Origin of the sequence: Streptomyces sp. BE20 (assembly GCF_036322525.1) — a bacterium.
GTDB lineage: Bacteria > Actinomycetota > Actinomycetes > Streptomycetales > Streptomycetaceae > Kitasatospora.
Window position 1 is genome coordinate 60,408 of the sequence record NZ_JAQYWW010000957.1, and the last position, 21,686, is coordinate 82,093.

The window sequence follows — 21,686 nt, forward strand, 5'->3', positions numbered from 1 at the left end:
GACCCGATGTCGGAGATGTCCGAAGAGCTCGACCAGATAGCCATCGTCGGTATGGCCGGCCGCTTCCCCGGGGCCCCCGACGTCGACACGTTCTGGAGGAACCTGGAACAGGGCCGGGAGTCCGTGACCGTCTTCTCGGAGGAGGAGCTCCTGGCCGAGGGGGTGAGCCCCGCCCTGCTGAGCCAGGACGGCTACGTCAGGGCCAAGGGCGCGCTGGACGGCGCCGACCGCTTCGACGCCGCCTTCTTCGGCTACAGCCCGCGCGAGGCCGAGATCATGGACCCGCAGCACCGGGTGTTCCTGGAGTGCGCGTGGGAGGCCCTGGAGTCCGCCGGCTGCGTCCCGGAGGACTTCGAGGGGCGGATCGGGGTCTTCGCCGGGGCCGGCATGAACAGCTACCTGCTGTACAACGTGACGGCCAACCGCCGGGTCTTCGAGGCCGCGGGGCCGTACCAGACGCTGCTGGCCGGGGACAAGGACTTCCTCACCACCCGGGTCGCGTACAAGCTCGGCCTGACGGGCCCGGCGCTGACCGTGCAGACCGCCTGCTCCACCTCCCTCACGGCGGTCCACCTGGCCTGCCAGAGCCTGCTGGGCGGCGAGTGCGACCTCGCACTCGCCGGGGGCGTCTCGGTCGGCTCGCCGCTGCGCCAGGGCCACCTGTACGAGCCCGGCGGCATCCTCTCGGCGGACGGGCACTGCCGCCCCTTCGACGCCGCGGCGGGCGGCACCGTGCCCGGCAACGGCACCGGCGTCGTGGTCCTGCGCCGGCTGGCCGACGCCCGCCGCGACGGCGACACCGTGGACGCCGTCATCCTGGGCTCCGCGGTCAACAACGACGGTTCACTGAAGGCGGGTTACACCGCGCCCGGGGTCGACGGACAGGCGTCGGTGATCACCGAGGCGCTCGCGATGGCCGGGGTGGGCGCCGACACCGTCGACTACGTGGAGGCCCACGGCACGGGCACCCCGCTCGGCGACCCGATCGAGATCGCCGCGCTGACCCGCGCCTTCCGGGAGGACACCGCGGCCACCGGCTACTGCGCGGTCGGGTCGGTGAAGGGCAACATCGGTCACCTGGACGCCGCCGCCGGAGTCGCCGCGCTCATCAAGACCGTGCTGGCGCTCCGGCAGGAGGCCATTCCGCCGTCGCTGCACTTCACCAAGCCCAACCCCGAACTCGACCTGGAGTCCGGCCCGTTCTTCGTCAACGACCGGCTGCGGCCGTGGCCCCGCGGATCCCGGCCGCGCCGGGCCGGGGTCAGCTCGTTCGGCATCGGCGGCACCAACGTGCACCTGGTCCTGGAGGAGGCCCCCGCCGAGCGGCCCAGCCCGGACGCCGACGCGGAGGCCGGCCCGGAGGACCGCCGCACGCCCTCCCGCGAGTCCGGCGCCCCCGCCGGTCCGGTCCTGCTGCCGCTGTCGGGGAGGACCCCGGAGGCGGTCGAGCAGGCCGCGCACCGGCTCGCCGACCACCTGGAGGAGCACCCCGGCACACTCCTGGACGACGTCGCCCACACGCTGGCCCGCCGGCGGCGCGCGTTCGGTCGGCGCCGGGCCGTGGTGGGCCGGGACCGGGCGGAGGCCGTCGCCGCACTGCGCGCCGTCACCGCCGGGACCGCCGGGGCCGCCGACGAAGCTCCCGTCGCCTTCCTGTTCCCCGGCCAGGGCACCCAGTACGTCGACATGGCCCGCGACCTGTACCGGCACGAGCCGGTGTTCACCGCCGAACTCGACCGCTGCGCCGAGCTGTTCGCCGCGGAGCTGGGCGCGGACCTGCGCGACTCGCTCTTCCCCCGGCCCGGAGGAGCGGCCGAGGCCGAAGCCCGGCTGAACCGGACCGAGTTCGCCCAACCGGCGCTGTTCCTGGTCGAGTACGCCCTCGCCCGCCAGTGGTCCGCCTGGGGCGTCCACCCGCAGGCCATGGTCGGCCACAGCGTCGGCGAGTACGTCGCGGCCTGCCTCGCGGGCGTCTTCTCCGTGGAGGACGCCGTCCACCTGGTGGCGGCACGGGGCCGCCTGGTCCAGGCCATGCCCGCCGGGTCGATGCTCACCGTGTTCCTCTCCGAGGACGAGCTGACGCCCTGGCTGGGCGACGACGGCGACGGTCCCGCCCTCGCCCTGGCCGCGGTCAACTCCACCGCCCTGAGCGTGGTCTCCGGCCCGACCGGCGCGGTGGACGGGCTGGAGCGCCGCCTCAGGGCCGCGGGCATCCCCTGCCGGCGGCTGCACACCTCGCACGCCTTCCACTCCGCCACCATGGACGGCGCCGTCGGACCGCTGGTCGAGGAGGTCCGCAAGGTCCGGCTGAACCCCCCGCGCATCCCCTTCTGCTCCAACGTGACCGGCACCTGGATCACCGACGAGCAGGCCACCAGCCCGGAGTACTGGGGCCGTCACCTGCGGCAGCCCGTGCGCTTCGCCGAGGCCGCCGGACTGCTGCTGGCCGACCCGTCCCGGGTCCTGGTCGAGGTGGGCCCGGGCCACACCCTCGGCAACTTCGTGCGCGAGCACCGCGCCTGGCGCGACGACCGGACCGTGGCCGGCTCGCTGCGCCACCCGCACGAACGGACGGACGACCGGGTACGGCTGCTGGAGGCCCTGGGCTCGCTGTGGAGCGCCGGCGTCCCGGTCGACTGGGCGGCCGTCCGGCCGTCCGAGGGCCGCCGGGTGCTGCGCCTGCCCGGCTACGCCTTCCAGCGGCAGCGGTACTGGGTGGACCCCGACCCCGCCGCCACCACCGCCACCACGACCCCCACGGACGGCACGGCGGACGGCGCCGCCGTGCCGCTCGGCGACTGGTTCCGCACCCCCGGCTGGCGGCGCCTCGCACCGCGCAGCACCGGCCGGCGGCCCGGGGACGGCCCGGAGCCGCTCTGGGTGGTGCTGGGCGACGACCTCGGCCTCGGCCGCACCCTGGCCCGGCAATTGGAGGACGGGGGTGCCTCCGTCGTCCGGGTCGGCGCCGACGACGGGCTCCGCTCCCGCGGCGAACGGTCCTGGTCGCTGGACCCGGCCGACCGTGACCACTTCGCCGAGCTCCTCCGCTCACCGGACCTGCGGAGCGCGGCAGCACTCCGGATCGTGCACCTGTTCAGCCTGGGCGGCGGCCCGGCCGACGCGCTCGACGAGGCACGGCTCGACGAGGCACGGCTGGACGAAACCCGGCTCGACGAGGCACGACGGGTCGGCTTCGACAGCCTGATCGCGCTGGCCCAGGGCATCGAGGACGCCCGCCCGTCGGTGCCGATCACCATCGACGTCCTCTGCCGCGGCGTCCACAGCGTGACCGGGGACGAGCCGCTGCAACCGGAGAACGCCACCCTGGCCGGCCCCTGCACGGTCGTCCCGCAGGAGCTGCCGGACGTCGAGTGCCGCCTGCTGGACATCACCGGCACCGACCCGGCCGCCCCGCCGGACGGATCGGTCCGCGCCGTCCACGACCTGCTCGTCCGTGGCACCGGGGAACGCGAACTGGCCCTGCGTGGACGGCACTGGTGGGTCCGTGACTTCGATGCGTTCCGGCTCGGGGCGGACGGCTCCGACGACCCCGAGGGCCTCGACGGCTCCGACGGCACCGCCGGCCGGCCGGCCGTGGCCCCGCTGCGCGACGGCGGCGTCTACCTGATCACCGGCGGACTCGGCGGAGTGGGCCTGGCCCTCGCCGAGCAGCTCGCGCGCAGCGTCGAGGCTCCCGTGCTGGGGCTGCTCGGCCGGTCGGACTTCCCCGCCGAGGAGGACTGGGCCGCGTGGCTGGAGACGCACGGGGAGCAGGACCCGACCGGCGTCCGGATCCGGCGGCTGTCCCGGCTGCGGGAGCTCGGCGCCCGGGTAGCCGTGCTGCGGGCCGACGTGACCGACCCGGAGCAGACCGCCGCCCGGATCGCCGAACTACGGTCCGCGTTCGGCGCGTTGAACGGCGTCGTGCACGCGGCCGGAACCCCGTCCAGCGGGATGATCGCGCGGAAGACACGCGAGGACGCGGACCGGGTGCTGGCGGCGAAGACCCGCGGCACCCTGGTGCTGGACCGGCTCTGCGAGGACGACCCGCTGGACTTCTTCCTGCTCTGCTCCTCCGTCACGGCCGTTCTGGGCGGGCCGGGCCAGAGCGACTACGCCGCGGCCAACGCCTTCCTCGACGCCTTCGCCCTGAGCAGGCGGCAGCAGGGCAGGCCGGTGACCTCCGTCGCCTGGGGCACCTGGGAGGGCGTCGGCATGGCGGCCGGGCTCCCCTCCCGGCCGGGCACGGTCGACCCGGCCGGGCAGGACACCGGACACCCGCTGCTCCGCCGGGTCGGGTCCGAGGGGACCACCCGGACGTACGCCACGGACCTGAACACCGCGGACCACTGGATCGTCGCCGACCACCGACTGATGGGCCACGGCCTGGTCCCGGGCACGGCCTACCTCGAACTGGTCCGCGCCGCACTGGCCGAACAGGCCGCCGACCGGGAGATCGAACTCCACGACGTGCTGTTCATGACACCGGTGATCGTGCCCGACGGGCGGACCAGGACGATCTACACCACGATCGAGGAGCGGGACGGTCGGCCGCACTTCACGGTCCGGAGCCGCACCGGCGACGGCGCACGGTGGCGGGAGCACGCCGTCGGCTGGGCGACGTTCCACGACCGCGGCCCGGACACCGTGCGCGACCTGGCCGAGGTGCTGGCCCGCTGCGAGGTCACCGAGGTCCTGTCCACCGAGGAGGAGATCCGGGGCCGGCTGGGGGTGGAGCGCTTCGAGGAGGGCGGCGGACCGCTCCGGTTCTGGTTCGGGCCGCGCTGGCAGGTGCTGAAGACCATCCGGACCGGCGGCCGGCGGATGCTCGCCACCCTCCGGCTGGACGACGCCTTCCTGGCCGACCTGGACGGCTACCCGCTGCACCCGGCCCTGCTCGACATGGCGGGCGGGGTCTTCCGGCTGCACGCGCAGGACCCGTACTACCTCCCGCTCACCTACCGCAGCCTGCGGGTCCTGCACCCGCTGACCGGTACCGTGCTGGTCGGCGTGGAGATCCGGCAACCCGACGGGTCGTCCGGCGAGACCCTCACCTGCGACCTCGAACTCCTCGACCCCGACGGCCGGTTGCTGGTCCAGGTGACCGACTTCACGGTCAAGCGGATCAACGACGTCGAGGCCCTGCTGGAGCAGCTCCGGCAGACCGTCGCGGAGGCCGAGGCCGAGGCCGAGGCCGAGGCGGAGACCGGCGCCGACACCGGCACCGGACCGACGGCCGGGCCGGCCGACGCCTCGACGGCGGGCCCCTCGGCGGCCGGCCCCGGGGAGGCACCCGCCGGAGCGGGGACCCTGCGGGCGCTCGGCGAGGGCCTCGCCGAGGAGGACGGCCGGGCGGCCTTCGCCCGGATCCTCGCGGAACCCGTACTCCCGGCCCACCTGGTGGTCACGCCGAAGGACTTCGGCGCGCTCCGCCGGCTGGCCCGGTCGATCACCCCCGCCCTCCTCGCGCGGGAGATCGACCTGCTGGCGCCACTGGGCGGCACCCATCCGCGGCCCGACCTCCCCACCCCGTTCCTGGCCCCGGCCACCGAGCAGGAGGAGGCGGTCGCGGCGGTCTGGCGGGAGGTCCTGGGCGTCGAGGAGGTCGGCGTCGACGACGACTTCTTCGCCCTGGGCGGCCACTCGCTGGCGGCCGTGCAGATCAACAGCAGGATCCAGAGCCGGTTCGGCACCGAACTCGACCTGCGGGACTTCTTCCAGACCCCCACCGTCGCGCACACCGTCGGGCTGCTGGCCGCGACCGGCGGCGAGGGCGCGGGGAACGGCCGCGACGGGGACGCGATCGAGATCCTGAGCCGCGACGAGGCGGACCTCACCGGGCCCGGCGACCTCGACGCACTCGACGAACCGGACGCACTCGACGAGCTGGACGGGCTCGACGAGCTGGACGGGCTGGACGGGCTGGACGACCTGTCCGACGACGAGGTCGAGGCGCAGCTCCGGGCACTGCTCGCCGAGGAGCCGGACGACCTCGGGGCCCGGGAGGACCGGGCATGAGCGAGCGAGAGCAGGCCGGCCACCGGACACACGAGGACGGACGCGCGATGACCACCCCCGACCCCGCCACCCTCTCGGCCGCCGAGAAGAGGGCCCTGCTGGCCGAGCACCTGCGCCGGAGGAAGGCCGGGCAGCGGCCCGCCCCCCAGCAGGCCGCACCGCCGCAGCAGACCACTCCCCAGCAGACCGCCCGGCCGCCGGCGGCGAGGCGGCGGCAGCACCGCTTCCCCGCGTCGTTCCCGCAGCAACGCATGTGGTTCCTCGACCAGTTGACGCCCGGGGACACCGCCTACAACGTCTCCGGCGCGACCCGGGTACGCGGCCCGCTGGACCTCGACCTCTGGCAGCGCGCCGTCCGGGAGATCGCCCGGCGCCACGAGGCGCTGCGCACCACCTTCCGCGAGGTGGACGGCGAGCCCGTGCAGGTGGTCACCGAGGGCTCCGCGCCCGAGCTCACCGTCGTGCCCTGCGAGCACCTGCACGGGCCGGACGGGGAGGCCGGGATCCGCGCCCTGGCCCAGGAGGAGTTCTCCCGCCCGTTCGACCTGGAGGCCGGCCCGCTGCTGCGGATGCGGTTCCTGCGCCTCTCCCCGGACGAGCACGTCCTGCTGCTCACCATCCACCACATCGCCGGGGACCTCTGGTCCACCTCGGTCTTCCTCGACGAGCTGGTCACCCTCTACGGGTCGTACGCCACCGGCACCGAGGCCGCGCTGCCCGAACTGCCGGTCCAGTACGCCGACTACGCGGTGTGGCAGCGCAGGCGGCTCGACGGCGAGGGGGCGGCGGCCGAGCTGGAGTACTGGAAGCAGGCCCTCGCCGGGGCGCCCGCGGCCCTGGAGCTGCCCACCGACCGCCCCCGGCCCGCCGTCCGCAGCACCCGGGGCGGTTCGCGGCCGTTCGCCCTCCCCGCGCACCTGATGGACCGGGTGCGGTCGTTCAGCCGGAGCGAGGGGGTCACGCCCTTCATGACGCTCCTCGCGGCCTTCCAGGTCCTGCTGCACCGCTACACCCGCGAGGAGGACGTCGTCGTCGGGGTGCCGGTCGCCAACCGGGGCCGTCCCGAGGTCGAGCGGCTGATCGGGTACTTCGCCAACACGCTGGCGCTGCGGACGGACCTGTCGGGCGCCCCGACGTTCCGGGAACTCCTGCGCCGGGTACGGCCGGTGTGCCTGGGCGCCTTCGCGCACCAGGAGCTGCCGTTCGAGCGGCTGGTGGAGGAGCTGCACCCGCAGCGGGACCTGTCCCGCTCCCCGGTCTTCCAGGTCTCCTTCGTCTTCCAGAACATCGCCATGCCCTCCTTCGACGCCGCGGGGCTGCGCCTGGAACCGCTGGAGGTGGACAGCACCGCCGCCCGGTTCGACCTAGAGCTCCAGGTCTTCGACCGCCCGGAGGGTCTGAGCGGGCGGTTCGACTACAACAGCGACCTGTTCGACGCGGCCACCGTCGACCAGCTGTCCGGCCACCTCCGGCTGCTGGTCGAGAACCTGCTCGCCGATCCGGACCTCCCGGTGGGGCAGGTGCCGATGCTCGCGGCGGAGGAGGAGCGGCGGCTGCGCGACCGGTGGAACGACACCCGCCGGGAGTGGCCCGACCCGGGGTTCGCCCACCGTCGCTTCGAAGACCGGGCCGCCCGCACCCCGGCCGCCGAGGCCGTCCGCTGCGGCCGGGAGGCGCTGAGCTACGCCGAACTGGACCGGCGCTCCAACCGGCTGGCCCACCGGCTGAAGCGGCACGGTGTCGGCCGGGACGTGCCGGTCGGCATCTGCACGGAGCGCTCGGTCGAGCTGGTGGTGGCGATGCTGGCCGTGCTGAAGGCCGGCGGTGCCTTCGTCCCGCTGGACCCGGAGTTCCCGCCGGACCGGATCGCCTTCGTGCTGGCCGACTCCGGGCTGCCGGTGCTGCTCACCCGGCGGGCGGTCGCGGAGCGGCTGCCCGGGACCGGCGCCGAGGTGCTGTGCCTGGACGAGCTCCACGACGGGCTCCTCGTCGAGCCCGAGCACGGCCTCGACGAGCCGGTGGCCGAGCAGGACCTCGCCTACGTGATCTACACCTCCGGCTCGACCGGGCAGCCGAAGGGGGTCCGGATCCCGCACCGGGCGCTCGGCAACTTCCTGTACTCGATGGCGGAACGGCCGGGCATCGGGCCGGACCAGACGCTGCTCGCGGTCACCACGCACTCCTTCGACATCTCGCTGCTGGAGCTGCTGCTGCCGCTGGCCGAGGGCGCGCGGGTGGTGGTCGCCGAACGCGAGGCGGTCGCCGACGGCGAGCGGCTGTCCCGGTTGCTGACCGCCTCCGGGGCCACCGTGATGCAGGCGACGCCGTCCACCTGGCGGATGCTGCTGGACTCGGGCTGGCCGGGCGCACCGGGTCTGCGGGTGCTGGCCGGGGGCGAGGCGCTGCCGGCCGAGCTGGCCCGGCGGCTGCTGGCCACCGGCGTGACGCTGTGGAACATGTACGGCCCCACCGAGACGACGATCTGGTCGGCGGTGGCCGAGGTGGGCGAGGGCCCGATCTCGATCGGCGAGCCGATCGCCAACACCGAACTGCACGTGCTCGACGACCGGGGCCGTCCGGTGCCGGCCGGTGTCCCCGGTGAGCTGTACATCGGCGGCGCGGGGCTGGCCCGGGACTACCTGGGTCTGCCCGGGCTGACCGCCGAACGGTTCGTCCCGCACCCGTTCGGGGCCGGGCCGCAGGAGCGGCTGTACCGCACCGGGGACTTGGTGCGCCGGCGGCGTGACGGCGGCATCGAGTTCCTGGGCCGGCTGGACCACCAGGTGAAGCTGCGCGGGTTCCGGATCGAACTCGGTGAGGTCGAGAGCGAGTTGGCCCGGCGGCCGGAGGTCGGGGTCGCGGTGGTGACGGTCCGCGAGGACGTCCCCGGTGACCAGCGGTTGGTGGCGTACGTGGTGCCCGCCGTCGACGACGGCTCCGGCCCGGCGGAGGAGTGGCCGGACCAGGTCGACGAGTGGCGCCGGATCTGGGACACCGCCTACGACGAGGAGGACGGCAGCCGGCCGCCCACCGGCACCGACGGCCCCGGGCGCTCCCCCGCCGGCCTCGCGGGCGCCGGCTCCCCCGCGCCGGCACCGATCCCCGTCGAGGACCTGCGCGGGTGGAACAGCAGCTACACCGGCGAACCGATCCCGGCCGGGGAGATGCGCGAGTGGGCCGACCGCACCGCGGAGCGCGTGCTCGGCCTGCGTCCCCGCTCGGTGCTGGAGATCGGGTGCGGCACCGGGCTGATCCTGCAACGGGTCGCGCCGCACTGCGAACGGTACTGGGGCACCGACATCTCCGAGGTCGCGCTCGCGGGCCTGAGGACGGCCGTCGACGCCCCCGGTCACCCCTTCGGCCGGGTCGAACTCCACCGCTGCGCGGCCGACCGGCTGGACCGGCTGCCCGACGGGCTCTTCGACGTGGTCGTGCTCAACTCGGTGGTGCAGTACTTCCCCGACGAGCGGTACCTGCTGCGGGTGGTCGAAGCCGCGCTGGCCCGCCTCGCACCGGGCGGGTCGGTGTTCCTCGGCGACGTCCGCAGCCTGCCGCTGCTGGAGTCGTTCCACCTCTCGGTCCAGCTGTCCCGTGCCGAACCCGGGCTCCCCGCAGACCGGTTGCTCGCGCGGGTGCGGCGCCACGTGGACGAGGACGAGGAACTCGTGATCGACCCGCGGCTGTTCACCTCCCTGCCGGGGCGGTTCCCCGCCGTCGAGGAGGTCCGCGTGCTGCCCAAGCGGGCCGACTGCGACAACGAGCTGACCCGCTTCCGCTACGACGTGGTCCTCACCACCGCACGGACGGACCCGCCGGCGGAGGCCCGGGCCCGGGCACAGGCCCAGGCGGCCCCGCAGGCGGACTTCGCGTGGCTGGACTGGGAGGCCGAGCGGCTCACCGTGGCGTCGCTTCAGGACCGGCTGGCGTCGGAGCGGCCGTCCCTGCTCGCCGTCCGCGGGGTGCCCAACGCCCGCGTCCGCGCGCTCGCCGACGCCCTCGGGCGGCTCGGCGCCGCGCCCGCCGGCGACCCGGCGGACCCGCCGGCCTCCCCCGTCCTCCCGGTCCAGGGGGCCGTGGACCCGGAGGAGCTGTGGTCCCTCGCCGACCGGACCGGGTACCGGATCGACCTCGACTGGTCCGGGCACGGCCCGGACGGCGCGCTGGACCTCGTCGCCCGCCGCGTCGGCGCCGACGGCGAGCCCGCCGTCGGGCTGCCGCCCGCGGCCGGGCCGCCGCCCGGCGACCAGGACCCGGCACGCCACGTCAACGGCGCCCGGCGCCGCCTGGCCCGCCGGCTCACCCCCGTCCTGCGGTCCGCCCTGGCCGCGCGGCTGCCCGCCTACATGGTCCCGTCCGTCTTCGTCCTCCTCGACGCCCTGCCGCTGACGCCCAACGGCAAGACCGACCGCAGGGCCCTGCCCCCGCCGGACGGCGACCGCCGCGACCTGGGCCCGGCCTTCGTCGCGCCGCGCGACGCGCGGGAGGAGGCGCTGTGCGAGCTCTTCGCCAAGGTGCTCGGGGTGCCCGCGGTCGGCGTCCACGACAGCTTCTTCGACCTGGGCGGCCACTCCCTGCTCGCCACCCGGCTGGTCTCGCAGATCCGGGCCGCCCTGGGCGTGGAGGTCCACGTCCGCGCACTGTTCGAGACGCCGTCGGTGGCCGGCCTGGCCCACCGCCTCGCCGCCGACGCCGACGGAACCCGCCCCGACGGCACCGACCCCGAGGTCGTCGGCCACGACGGCGCGGCCCCGGCGCCGCGCCCCGAACCCCGCCCCGTGCTGCGGCCCGGGCCGCGGCCCGCCGAGCTGCCGCTCTCCTTCGCCCAGCAGCGGCTCTGGATCCTGGACCGCGTCCAGGGCCCCTCCGCCACCTACAACATCCCGATGGCGGTACGTCTGACCGGCGCCCTGGACGTGGACGCGCTGCGGGCGGCGCTGGCGGACCTGACCGACCGACACGAGCCGCTGCGCACCACGTTCCCCGACACGGGCGGCGTGCCGCGCCAGCACGTCCTCGACCCCGCGGCCGGACGCCCCGGGCTGACCGTGACCGAGGTCCCCGGCCCCGTCACGGACGAGGCGGTGGCCGCCGCCGCCCGGTACCGCTTCGACCTGGCCCGCGAGGCGCCGCTCCACGCCGAACTGCTGGTCCACGGCCCGGAGCGGCACACGCTGGTCCTGGTGGTGCATCACATCGCCGCGGACGGCTGGTCGGTCGCCCTGCTCGGGCGCGACCTGGCCACCTCCTACACCGCCCGCCTGGCCGGCCGGCCGCCGCACTGGACACCGCTGCCCGTCCAGTACGCCGACTACACGCTGTGGCAGCGGCGGCTCCTCGGCGGCCCGGAGGATCCGGACAGCGTCCGGGCCCGGCAGCTCGACCACTGGCGGCGGGCGCTAGACGGCCTGCCGGAGCGGATCGCGCTGCCCGTCGACCGGCCGCACCCGGCCGAGGCGAGCCACCGCGGCGGCACGGTCGCGTTCCACTGGGACGCCGGACTGCACGACGCCGTCGCCGCCCTGGCGCGCCGCCACGACACCAGCGAGTTCATGGTCGTGCACGCCGCCCTGGCCGCCCTGCTGCACCGCCTGGGCGGCGGGGACGACCTCCCGATCGGGGCGACCGTCGCCGGCCGCACCGACGCCGCCACCGAGGACCTGGTCGGCTTCTTCGTCAACACCCTCGTCCTGCGGGTGGACGCGTCCGGCCGCCCCACCTTCCGGGAGCTGCTCGCGCGGGTAAGGGAACGCAGCCTGGACGGGTTCGCCCACCAGGAGGTCCCGTTCGAGTTCCTGGTGGACGCGCTGCGGCCCGCCCGGTCCACCGCGCACCACCCGCTCTTCCAGGTCATGCTCGCCTGGCAGAACCTCCCCGACGCCGAACTCGGCCTGCCGGGCCTGGCCGAGGAGGTCGTACCGGTGAGCACCGGCACCGCCCGGATGGACCTGGTGTTCGCGCTGACCGGGCGACGCGGCTCCGGCGCCGGCGCACCGGCCGGGATCGACGGCGTGGTCGAGTACAACGCCGACGTCTTCGACCCGGACACCGTCGAGGTCCTGGCCGACCGGCTTCGCCGTCTGCTGCTGGCGGTCTGCGCCGCCCCGGACGTGCCGATCGGCGCCGTGGACCTGCTCACCCCCGGCGAACGGCACCGGCTGCTGACCGAGTGGAACGACACCGACCGCGACCTGCCGTCGGCCACCCTGCCGCAGCTGTTCGAGGCCCAGGTGGCCCGCACCCCGGACAGCACCGCGGTGGTCGACGCCGAGCGGGAGCTGACGTACGCCCGGCTGGAGGCGGAGGCCAACCGCCTGGCCCGGCTGCTGATCGACCGCGGCGCGGGTCCGGACCGGCCGGTGGCGGTGGCCCTGCCCCGCTCGGCCCGGTCGGTGGTCGCGATGCTGGCCGTGGTCAAGGCGGGCTCCGCCTATCTGCCCGTCGACCCGGACTACCCGCCGGAGCGGATCGCCCTCCTGCTCCGGGACGCCGGCCCGGTCCTGCTGCTCACCACCGGGGAGCTGAGCGGCGTGCTCCCGGACACCGGCGTCCCGCTCCTGCTCCTGGACCGGCCGGAGGTGCTCCGGGAGCTCGACGCCCGCCCCGCCACCGCGCCCGGGGACGCCGACCGCGCGGAACCCCTGACCCCGGCGCACGCCGCGTACGTCATCTACACCTCCGGCTCGACGGGGACGCCCAAGGGCGTGGTGGTCACCCACACCGGGATCCCCGCGCTGGTCGCGGCCCAGACCGAGGGCTTCGGGCTGGACGGGCGCAGCCGGCTGCTGCAGTTCGCCTCACCGAGCTTCGACGCCTCGGTGGCGGAGCGGTGCGACGCGCTGCTGTCCGGCGCCGCGCTGATCGTGCTCCCGAAGGAGGAGCTGCTCCCGGGCGAGCCGCTGGCCCGGACCTGCGCCGCGTACGGCGTCACGGACGTGACCCTGCCGCCCAGCGTGCTGGCGGCCGTGCCGGAGGGGGGACTGCCCGCCGGGCTGTCCCTGGTGGTCGCCGGCGAGGTCTGCCCGGCCGGGCTGGCCGCCCGCTGGTCGGCCGGGCGCCGGATGGTCAACGCGTACGGCCCGACCGAGGTCACCGTGTGCGCCACCATGACCGGGCCGCTGTCGGGCGGCGGCGTCCCGCCCGTGGGCCGGCCGATCGCCAACACCCGGGTGCGTGTCCTGGACGAGGGGCTGCGGCCGGTGCCGGTCGGCGTCCCGGGCGAGCTGTACGTCGCCGGCTCCGGGCTGGCCCGCGGCTACCTGGGCCGGCCCGGCCTGACCGCACGCCGCTTCCTCCCGGACCCGTACGGGCCGCCCGGGGCGCGGATGTACCGCACCGGGGACCTGGTGCGGTGGCGGGCGGACGGGCAGCTGGACTTCCTCGGCCGGACCGACCACCAGGTGAAGGTGCGCGGCTTCCGGATCGAGCCGGGCGAGATCGAGACCGCCCTGGCCGCCCTGCCGGGGATCGCCCGGGCCGTGGTGACGGTCCGTGAGGACCGGCCCGGCACCCGGATCCTGGTCGGATACGTGGTCCCGCGCCCGGCGGCGCGGCCGGATCCCGCGGCCGTACGGGCCGCGCTCGCCCGCCGGCTGCCGCCGTACCTGGTCCCGGCCGCGGTGGTGGTCCTCGACGACCTGCCGCTGACCGCCAACGGCAAGGTGGACCGGGAGCGGCTGCCGGCTCCCGACTTCCCGGCGGCGCCCGGTTCCGGGCGGCCCCGCACGCCGGTCGAGGAGACCCTGTGCGGGATCTACGCGCAGGTGCTGGGGCTTCCCGAGGTCGGGACCGGGGACAGGTTCTTCGACCTGGGCGGCGACAGCATCCAGGCGATCCAGGTCGTCTCCCAGGCCCGGACCGCCGGGCTGACGGTCACCGTGCGGGACGTGTTCGCCCACCAGTCCGTCGCCGGCCTGGCCACGGTGGCCACCGACGCGGAGGCGGCGGAGGGCCCCGAGGACGTCGGGACCGGCGAGATCGCCCCCACCCCGATCGTCGAGTGGCTGCGCGGGCTGGACACCCCGATCGACGGGTTCAGCCAGGAGGCGGTGGTCGCGGTCCCCCCGGGCACCGGACGGGGGCAGTTGACCGCGGTGCTGCAGGCGCTGGTCGACCACCACGACGTGCTGCGCTCCCGGCTGACCGTCCGGCCGGACGGCAGCTGGTCGCTCCTGGCCGGGCCGCACGGCTCGGTGCGGGTCGAGGACCGGCTGCACCGGGTGGACGTCACCGGGCCGGGCGGGACCGTACCGGACGAGGCAGGGCTGCGGGCGCGGGTCGCCGGACACGCGGCTGTGGCCCGCGGGCTGCTGGACCCCGTCGCCGGGGTGGTGCTCCGGGCGGTCTGGTTCGACGCCGGGCCGCGCGAACCGGGGCGGCTGCTGCTGGTGCTCCACCACCTGGTGGTGGACGGGGTGTCCTGGCGGATCCTGCTGCCGGACCTGCGGATCGCCGGTGAGGCGGTGCTCGCGGGGCGGCCGGTGGTGCTGGCTCCCGTGGGGACCTCGGTGCGCCGCTGGGCCGGCCTGCTGGCCGCCGACGCGGTCGCCCCGGACCGCGTCGCCGAGCTCCCGGAGTGGACGAGGCTGCTGGCCGGCGCCCCGCCGCTCCTGGCCCGCCGGCCGGAGAACGCACCGCCCGGGAGCGGACCGGCCGCCGCCGGACCCGCCGGGAACCGACCGGTCGCCCGGGCCGGGACCGGCATCGGGCGGCTGGTCCTGACCCTGCCGCCGGACGACACCGCGCCCCTGCTGGGGCGGGTCCCCGGGGCCTTCCACACCGGAGTCCAGGACGTGCTCCTGGCCGCCTTCGGGATCGCCCTGGAGGAGTGGCGCCACCGCCGGGGCGGGCCCGGCCCCGGCGCACCGGACGGCGGGGTGCTGGTCGACGTGGAGGGCCACGGCCGGCACGAGGACCTCGCGCCCGGGGTCGACCTGTCCCGCACCGTGGGCTGGTTCACCGGCGTCCAGCCGGTCCGGCTCGCCTCCGGCCCGCTGGGCTGGGCCCAGGTGGAGGAGTCCGGGACGGAGCTGGCCGCTGCCGTGGTCCGGATCAGGGAGCAGCTGGCCGCCCTGCCCGGCGACGGTCTGGGGTTCGGCCTGCTGCGGCACCTCAATCCGGACACCGCCGCCGCGCTGGCCGCGCTCCCCGTCCCCGAGGTCGCCTTCAACTACCTCGGACGCTTCACCGGCACCGGGCAGGGCGCGCCCTGGGCACCGGTCACGGCCGACGCCGGAACCGCCCCGGGCGGGGACGAGGCGGAGGTCACCCTGCTCGCGCACCCGCTGGAGCTGAACGCGGTCACCTACGACGGCCCCGGGGGCCCGCAGCTGGCGGCCGGCTGGACCTGGGCGGACGACCAGCTGGACGAGCGGGACGTGCGCGAGCTGGCCGGGACCTGGTTCGCCGCCCTGCGGGCGGTCGCCGCCTGCGCCGCCCTGCCCGGGGCGGGCGGTCCGCCGGTCGCCCGGCCCGCTCCGACGGACCGGCGCCGGAACCGGCACCTCGGCCGGGGCGGCCCGCGGGGCGGCGCCGTCCCGCCGGCCGACCGGCGCGGGGGCGTCCCGCTGTCCTTCGCCCAGCTGGACATCATGTACCAGCCCGTGGACCCGGACGAGGCGCACCACAACGTCATCACCGCGACCGTCCTGAGCGGAGAGCTCGACCGGGAGGCGCTGCGGCACGGCCTGGACGAGATCGTGCGGCGCCACGAGGCGCTGCGGACCAGGATCGTCGACGACGGCGCCGGCGAGTGGCGGCAGCTGGTGGATCCGGTCGGGGGCTGGCCGCTGGCCACCGCGGACCTGCGGGTCGGGACGGAGCAGGCCCGGCAGGAGGAGCTGCGGCGGCTGGTCGAGGCGGAGGTGAGCCGCCCGTTCAGCCTGGCCGGGGGGCCGCTGGTCCGGGGCACCCTGGTCGCCACCGCCCCGGACGAGTGGGTGCTGGTGCTGGTGCTGCACCACATCGTGGTCGACCTGTGGTCCTACGCGCTGCTCGGGCGCGAACTGCGCGAGCTGTACGCCGCCCGGGTCCTGGGCCGGGAGTCCACGCTGCCCGAGCCGGTGGTCCAGTACCCGGACTGGGCGGCGTGGCAGCGGCGGCGGCTGGCCGACGGCGCGCTGGACGAGCACGTCGCCTACTGGGAGCGGTTGTTGGACGGTCTGCCGCCGCTGCCGAGGTTCGAGGCGCCGGAGCACCAGAAGGCCGGCGCGGCGGAGGGGTTCACCACCGGCTTCGTCCTGGAGCCGGCCGTCACCGGGGCTCTGAGGGACGCCGCGCAGCGGGAGGGCGTCACCCTCTTCATCGTGCTGCTCTCGGCGTTCCACCTGCTGCTGCAGACCTACGCCGACGGCGGCCCGGACCGCGGCGGCGCGGACGGCGGGGTGGCGGACGGCGACCTCGCCGTGGGCTTCCCGCTGGCCGGGCGGGAGCACCCGGAGACCGAGCAGATGATCGGCTTCTTCATCAACCCGGTGGTGGTGCGCCCCCGGCCCTCGCCGGACGCGACCGTCCGGGACCTGATCACCGCGGTCCGCGCGGGCGTACTGGACGCCCACCTGCACCAGGAGGTGCCGCTGCGGCGGCTCCGCCGGGACGCCGGGGAGGACCGCAACCCGCTGCGGCTGCTGTTCAACCTGCTCAACGTCGCGGGTGAGCCGCTGGACCTGCACGGCCTCAAGTCGGCGCCGCTGAACCTGAACGTCGGCGACGACGGGGTGATCCCCGAGCTGATCACCGAGATGCGGCCGCACAACGCCGACCTGTACCTGATGATGCACGAGTCCGACGGCGGCCTGCGCGGCCTGTGGCTGTACTCCCCGGAGCGGATCGAGCCGCGGGCGATGGCCGTGATGATGCGCCAGTGGCCTTTCCTGCTCGCACTGTTGGCGCAGCGGCCGGAGCTCGGGATCGCCGAGCTGAGGCGCCTGGTCCGGCAGCGCACGGCACCGCAACCCCCCGCCCCGGACTCGGCCGGGCAGACCGAGCACCGCACCCGACAGGAGAGGGGAACACGATGACCAGGACGGCCGGGCCGGTGGCTCTGATCACCGGTGGGACACGTGGGATCGGCCGCGCCACCGCACTGCGGCTGGCCCGGGACGGCTTCGACGTCGCCCTGTGCTACGGGGCGGACGCGGAGTCCGCCCGGGCCCTGGAGAAGGAGCTGCTGGACCTCGGCCGCAACACCTACGTCCGCCGGGCCGACGTGTCCGACGCCGCCGCGGTGGGCGCGCTGGTCGACGGCGCCGAGGACGCGCTGGGCCCGATCACCGCCCTGGTGACCTCGGCGGCGATCCTGCGGGACGCACCGCTGCTGCTGATGGAGGACCAGGACTGGCAGGACGTCCTCCAGGTCAACCTCAGCGGCGTCTACCACGCCTGCCGTGCGGTGATCGACGGCATGGTGCTGCGCCGGTCCGGCGCCGTCGTCAACCTCTCCTCGGTCGCCGGCATCTGCGGCAACGCCGGGCAGAGCAACTACGCGGCGACCAAGGCCGGCATCATCGGGTTCACCAAGTCCCTCTCCCAGGAGGTCGGCCGGTTCGGCATCCGGGCGAACGTGGTGGCCCCCGGCTACATCGACACCGATCTGGTGGCCCGGCTACCGGACGAGGCCGTCGGACGCGCCCTCGAACAGGTCTCGCTGCGCCGGCTCGGCCGTCCCGAGGAGGTGGCCGAGCTGATCGCCTTCCTCGTGTCCGAGCGGGCCGCCTACATCACCGGCGAGGTCTTCCGCATCGACGGCGGCTTCCGCTGACGACCCGCCCGGCCCCCGATCCCCGGCCCCCCGACCCGCCCGACGCCCCGACTTCGCCTGGAGCACCCGTGGACGACCGCCCCGCCGCGCACTGGACCGTGCTGGTCAACGACGAGCTGCAGCACGGGCTCTTCCCCGCCGATCTCCCCGTGCCCGCCGGCTGGCACCCGGCCGGCTTCACCGGCACCGAGGACGCCTGCGAGTCCTACGTCGAGGCGCACTGGACCGACCTCCGTCCGCTGAGCCTTCGCCGCCCGGGTCCGTCCTAGAGCGGCGGGCGGCGAAGGACGGACGGCGATCCGGCCGGTGCCGGGGTCCTCTCGACCCCGGCACCGGCCGGTGAACGCGGTACGGGCGCACGGCCCCGGGGTCAGCGGACCGCCGGCCCCAGGGCCGAGGCGAACCGGGCCAGTTCGGCCACCGCCACGTCGATCCGGGCGGTGAGCGCCGCACGGGCCGCCGGGTCGGCGAGGTCGCTGCGCTGCGCCACCAGGTGGGTGGGCACCGCCCAGCCGTCCAGGGCCCGGACCACCGTCCGCAGGTGGTCGCAGGCGCCGGAGGCGTTGTGCAGGCTGGTCGCGGTGGCCGCGACCAGGACGGGACGGTCGGCGAGCGAGCCGTCCGGCAGGTGGTCCAGGAGGTTCTTGAGCACCCCTGAGAGGCTGCCGTGCTGGACCGGCGTGGCCAGCACGACGGCGTCGGCGGCGGCCACCTCCTTGTACAGCCGGTCGACCGCCGGTTCCCGCAGCAGTTCGCCGCTGCGGTAGCGGTCCGCGTCGAGGGGGGGCAGCGCCAGCAGCGACCGGTCGAGCTCGCCGGCCGTGAGCTGTCCGGTGAGTTCGGCCCGCTCGCCGATCAGCCGGGTGAGCGCGTGGCAGCTGGACGTTCCCGCGACGGTGCCGGTGACCAGCAGGAGGTTCACGATCCCGCCCCGCGCGCGGCCCAGGCGTCCTTGAGACGGTCCAGGTGCTCCAGTCCGGCCAGCACCTGGTCGGGGTCCACCCCGAAGTCGATCAGGCAGGCCACCTCGTCGATGCCGAGCGCGTCGAGGCGCTCCAGGGTGGCCAGGCCGTCCTCGACGGTGCCGAACAGGCCGCCGGTGTCGAAGTACCGGTCGAAGGAGCGCTCGACCAGGAACTCCAGGTCGTCCTCGTCGAGTTCGTCCGGGTTGACGCCCGGCAGGATGTCCCCGGCCGCCTTCATGATCAGGCCGATCGAGCTGCGGATGTAGTCGGTGAAGGGCCGGCGGACGGTCTCCCGGACGGCGTCGCGGTCGGTGCCGAGGAAGGTGTGCAGCATCAGCGCCACCTGGCCCGCCGCTCCCCCGGCGCCCCCGGGCAGGGCGGCGCGGTAGGCGGCGATCTTCTTGGCCAGGTCCTCCAGGTCCTGGCCGAGGAGGTGGGTGAGCAGGCCGAGGCCCTGCTCACCGGCCTGCCGGAAGGTGTCGGGGCTGCCCGCGCTGGTGAGCCACACCGGCAGCTCGGACTGGACGGGCGCGGGGTAGCTGCGCACGGCCACCGGGTTGCCGTCACCGTTCGGCAGCGTGACCTCCTCCTGGCGCCACAGCCGCCGGACCGTGTCGATGGTCTCGATCAGCACCTCCTTGCGGCCGGCGTAGTTCTCCGGGCGCAGGACGAAGTCGTTGGCGTGCCAGCCGGAGGCGAAGGAGAGGCCCACCCGGCCCTCGGAGAGGTTGTCGACCACCGACCACTCCTCGGCGATCCGCACCGGGTGGTGCAGCGGGCCCACGACACTGCCGGCCCGGATGCCGATCCGCTCGGTGACGGAGGCCAGCGCCGCGCCGATGACCGCCGGGTTGGGGTACTGGCCGCCGAACTCGTGGAAATGCCGCTCCGGCGTCCAGACCGCGCTGAAGCCGTGGGCGTCGGCGAACCGCGCGCCCTCCAGCAGCAGCCGGTACTGCTCCCGTCCACGACCTTGGCCGTCCGCGAAGTAGAAGAGACTGAAGTGCACTGCCTTGCCCCCCTGGCGAAGGTGAATGCGGGCCCGGGCGGGTGCCGGTGGCCCGGCGGAGCCTGGAGCTCCGGTGGAAGTCGGTCGTGCTTGGGCGGTACCGGAAAGTCAGGACTTGCCGCTCCCGCTGGTGGCCCGCGCAGGCGCCGCGCCGGCGGGACCGTCGCCGGCGTCCGCGGCCGCCGGCCGCGAGCGCCGGACCAGCAGGGTGACCAGCGCACCGGCCACGAGGAAGCCGACCGGCAGCAGGTAGGTGGCGCGGACGGCGCCGGTCGTGTCGCCGCCGACGAGGCGGGCCTGCAGGAGCGCGCCCACCGAGGCGCTGCCGAGCAGGCTGCCGCAGAGCCGGGTGGTGTTGAACAGGCCCGACGCGGCGCCGGACATGGCGGGCTCGATCTTCTCGAAGGCGACCACCCCGGCCGGGGCGTAGGCCACGCCCATGCCGAGGCCCACGAAGACCAGGCCGGGCAGCAGCGCCGTCCAACCGGAGTCGGCGCGGATCAGGGCCGCCAGCAGCGCGATCCCGACCGCGAAGAGGGTGAGACCCGCCACCATCACGTACTTGCCGCCGAAGCGGTCGCAGAACCGGCCGGAGTACGGCGCGGCGAAGATCGAGACCAGCGGGGCGACGGCGATCAGCAGACCGGCCTGGAAGGCGCTGAACTCCTGCACCTCCTGGAGGTAGAGCGGGGTGAGCAGGAGCATGCCGCCGAGGCCGCACGGCAGCGCGCCCACCACCACGGCCATCACGGTGAAGTTGCGGTCCCGCAGGATCGCGAACGGCACCAGCGGGTCGCGGTCCTGCCGGCCCCGTTCGACCACCAGGAAGAGTCCGAGCACCACCACGCCGACCACCATCAGCATCGGGACGGTGAGCGGCCCCCAGAGCCGGCCCCAGTGGTGGGACTCGCCCTCCATCAGGCCGTACACCACACAGAACACGGCGACGGTGAGCAGGACCGAGCCGAGGACGTCGATCCGGTGCTTGCGGTTCGGCTCCAGGGCCGGGACGAAGGTCAGCACCAGGATCGCGCCGATCACCCCGACCGGGATGTTGATGTAGAAGATGCCCCGCCAGCCGAGCCAGGAGACCAGGAAGCCACCGAGGGTGGGTCCCGCGGCGGCGACGATCCCCGCGAAGGAGCCCCAGACGCCCATCGCGGCGCCGCGCCGGTCGGCCGGGAACATCCGGGTGATGACGGCCATCGCCTGCGGGGTCTGGAGCGCGCCGCCGACACCCTGGAGGACGCGGGCCGCGATCGCCTGGCCGGGCGTCTGCGCGATGCCGCAGGCCGCCGAGGAGAGGACGAACACGGCCAGGCCGATCAGGAACATCCTGCGCGGGCCGTACAGGTCGCCCAGCCTGCCGCCGGTGACCAGCAGCACCGCGTAGGAGAGCAGGTAGGCGTTGATCATCCAGAGCACCTGGTCGACGCCGGCGCCCAGGCCCTCGGCCAGCGAGGGCACGGCCACGTTCACCGCCGTGGTGTCCAGCAGGACCACCGCCTGGGTGAAGCAGATGGCGAACATCGCCACCCACGGGTTTCGCAGCCGCTCCGGCACGCCGGGTCGGCCGGTCTCCGGGTCGGTGTCGGTGGCACTCATCGGCCGGCCTCGTTTCGCTCGCTCATCGTTCTCTCCTCGGTGGCCCGGCCCCTCGTGCGGGCCGGGCGTGCGCCGGTCGGGCGTCCGCCGGTCAGGCGTGCTCGGCCAGGCTGCGCGGGCGCAGGTCCGTCCAGTTGGCCTCGATGTGGTCGAGGGCGGACTGGCGGCTGTCGGGGCCGAAGGCGGTGTCCCAGCCGGCCGGGACCGCCACGGTGACCGGCCAGAGGGAGTGCTGCCCCTCCTCGTTCACCAGGACCAGGTAGCTGCCGTCGGCGTTCTCGAACGGGTTGGTGCTCATCGGGCGTTCCTCTCGGTGGAGCGGGGCGGAGCCGGG

At 75.4% G+C, this 21,686-nt stretch carries 8 protein-coding genes; 4 read left to right on the forward strand and 4 right to left on the reverse strand.

Annotated elements, in window-relative coordinates:
* Positions 1-6 precede the first annotated feature (6 nt).
* The 4 genes from PUR61_RS24040 to PUR61_RS24055 all read left to right on the forward strand — a co-directional run bounded on the left by PUR61_RS24040 (position 7) and on the right by PUR61_RS24055 (position 18,042).
* Positions 7-6,018, forward strand: a complete 6,012-nt coding sequence (locus PUR61_RS24040; RefSeq protein WP_329881449.1) for a type I polyketide synthase — start codon at positions 7-9, stop codon at positions 6,016-6,018.
* On the forward strand, positions 6,015-17,033 hold the full coding sequence (locus PUR61_RS24045; RefSeq protein WP_329881450.1) for a non-ribosomal peptide synthetase: 11,019 nt from the start codon (positions 6,015-6,017) through the stop codon (positions 17,031-17,033). The genes PUR61_RS24040 and PUR61_RS24045 overlap by 4 nt, the downstream gene beginning before the upstream one ends.
* Positions 17,030-17,773, forward strand: coding sequence for a 3-oxoacyl-ACP reductase FabG (gene fabG, locus PUR61_RS24050; RefSeq protein ID WP_329881451.1), 744 nt, complete (start codon positions 17,030-17,032; stop codon positions 17,771-17,773). Before PUR61_RS24045 ends, fabG begins: the two co-directional genes overlap by 4 nt.
* 68 nt (positions 17,774-17,841) lie before the next feature.
* Positions 17,842-18,042 carry an MbtH family protein gene (locus tag PUR61_RS24055; protein ID WP_329881452.1) on the forward strand — a complete coding sequence of 67 codons (201 nt, stop codon included), beginning with the start codon at positions 17,842-17,844 and terminating at the stop codon, positions 18,040-18,042.
* A 101-nt stretch (positions 18,043-18,143) separates the two neighbouring features.
* On the opposite strand, the gene PUR61_RS24060 is transcribed toward PUR61_RS24055, so the two are convergent.
* The 4 genes from PUR61_RS24060 to PUR61_RS24075 form a co-directional block, all read right to left on the reverse strand.
* Complete coding sequence (locus tag PUR61_RS24060) at positions 18,144-18,695, reverse strand: NADPH-dependent FMN reductase (RefSeq protein ID WP_329881453.1); 552 nt, start codon at positions 18,693-18,695, stop codon at positions 18,144-18,146.
* Entirely contained in the window at positions 18,692-19,747 is a 1,056-nt protein-coding gene (locus PUR61_RS24065) for a MupA/Atu3671 family FMN-dependent luciferase-like monooxygenase (RefSeq protein ID WP_329881454.1), read from the reverse strand. The genes PUR61_RS24060 and PUR61_RS24065 overlap by 4 nt, the downstream gene beginning before the upstream one ends.
* Positions 19,748-19,855: 108 nt before the next feature.
* The gene (locus PUR61_RS24070; RefSeq protein WP_329881455.1) at positions 19,856-21,352 is read right to left on the reverse strand and encodes an MFS transporter; all 1,497 of its coding nucleotides are present in this window, start codon (positions 21,350-21,352) and stop codon (positions 19,856-19,858) included.
* 91 nt (positions 21,353-21,443) lie between these two features.
* Positions 21,444-21,650, reverse strand: a complete 207-nt coding sequence (locus PUR61_RS24075; RefSeq protein ID WP_329881456.1) for an MbtH family protein — start codon at positions 21,648-21,650, stop codon at positions 21,444-21,446.
* Between the last annotated feature and the right edge of the window lie 36 nt (positions 21,651-21,686).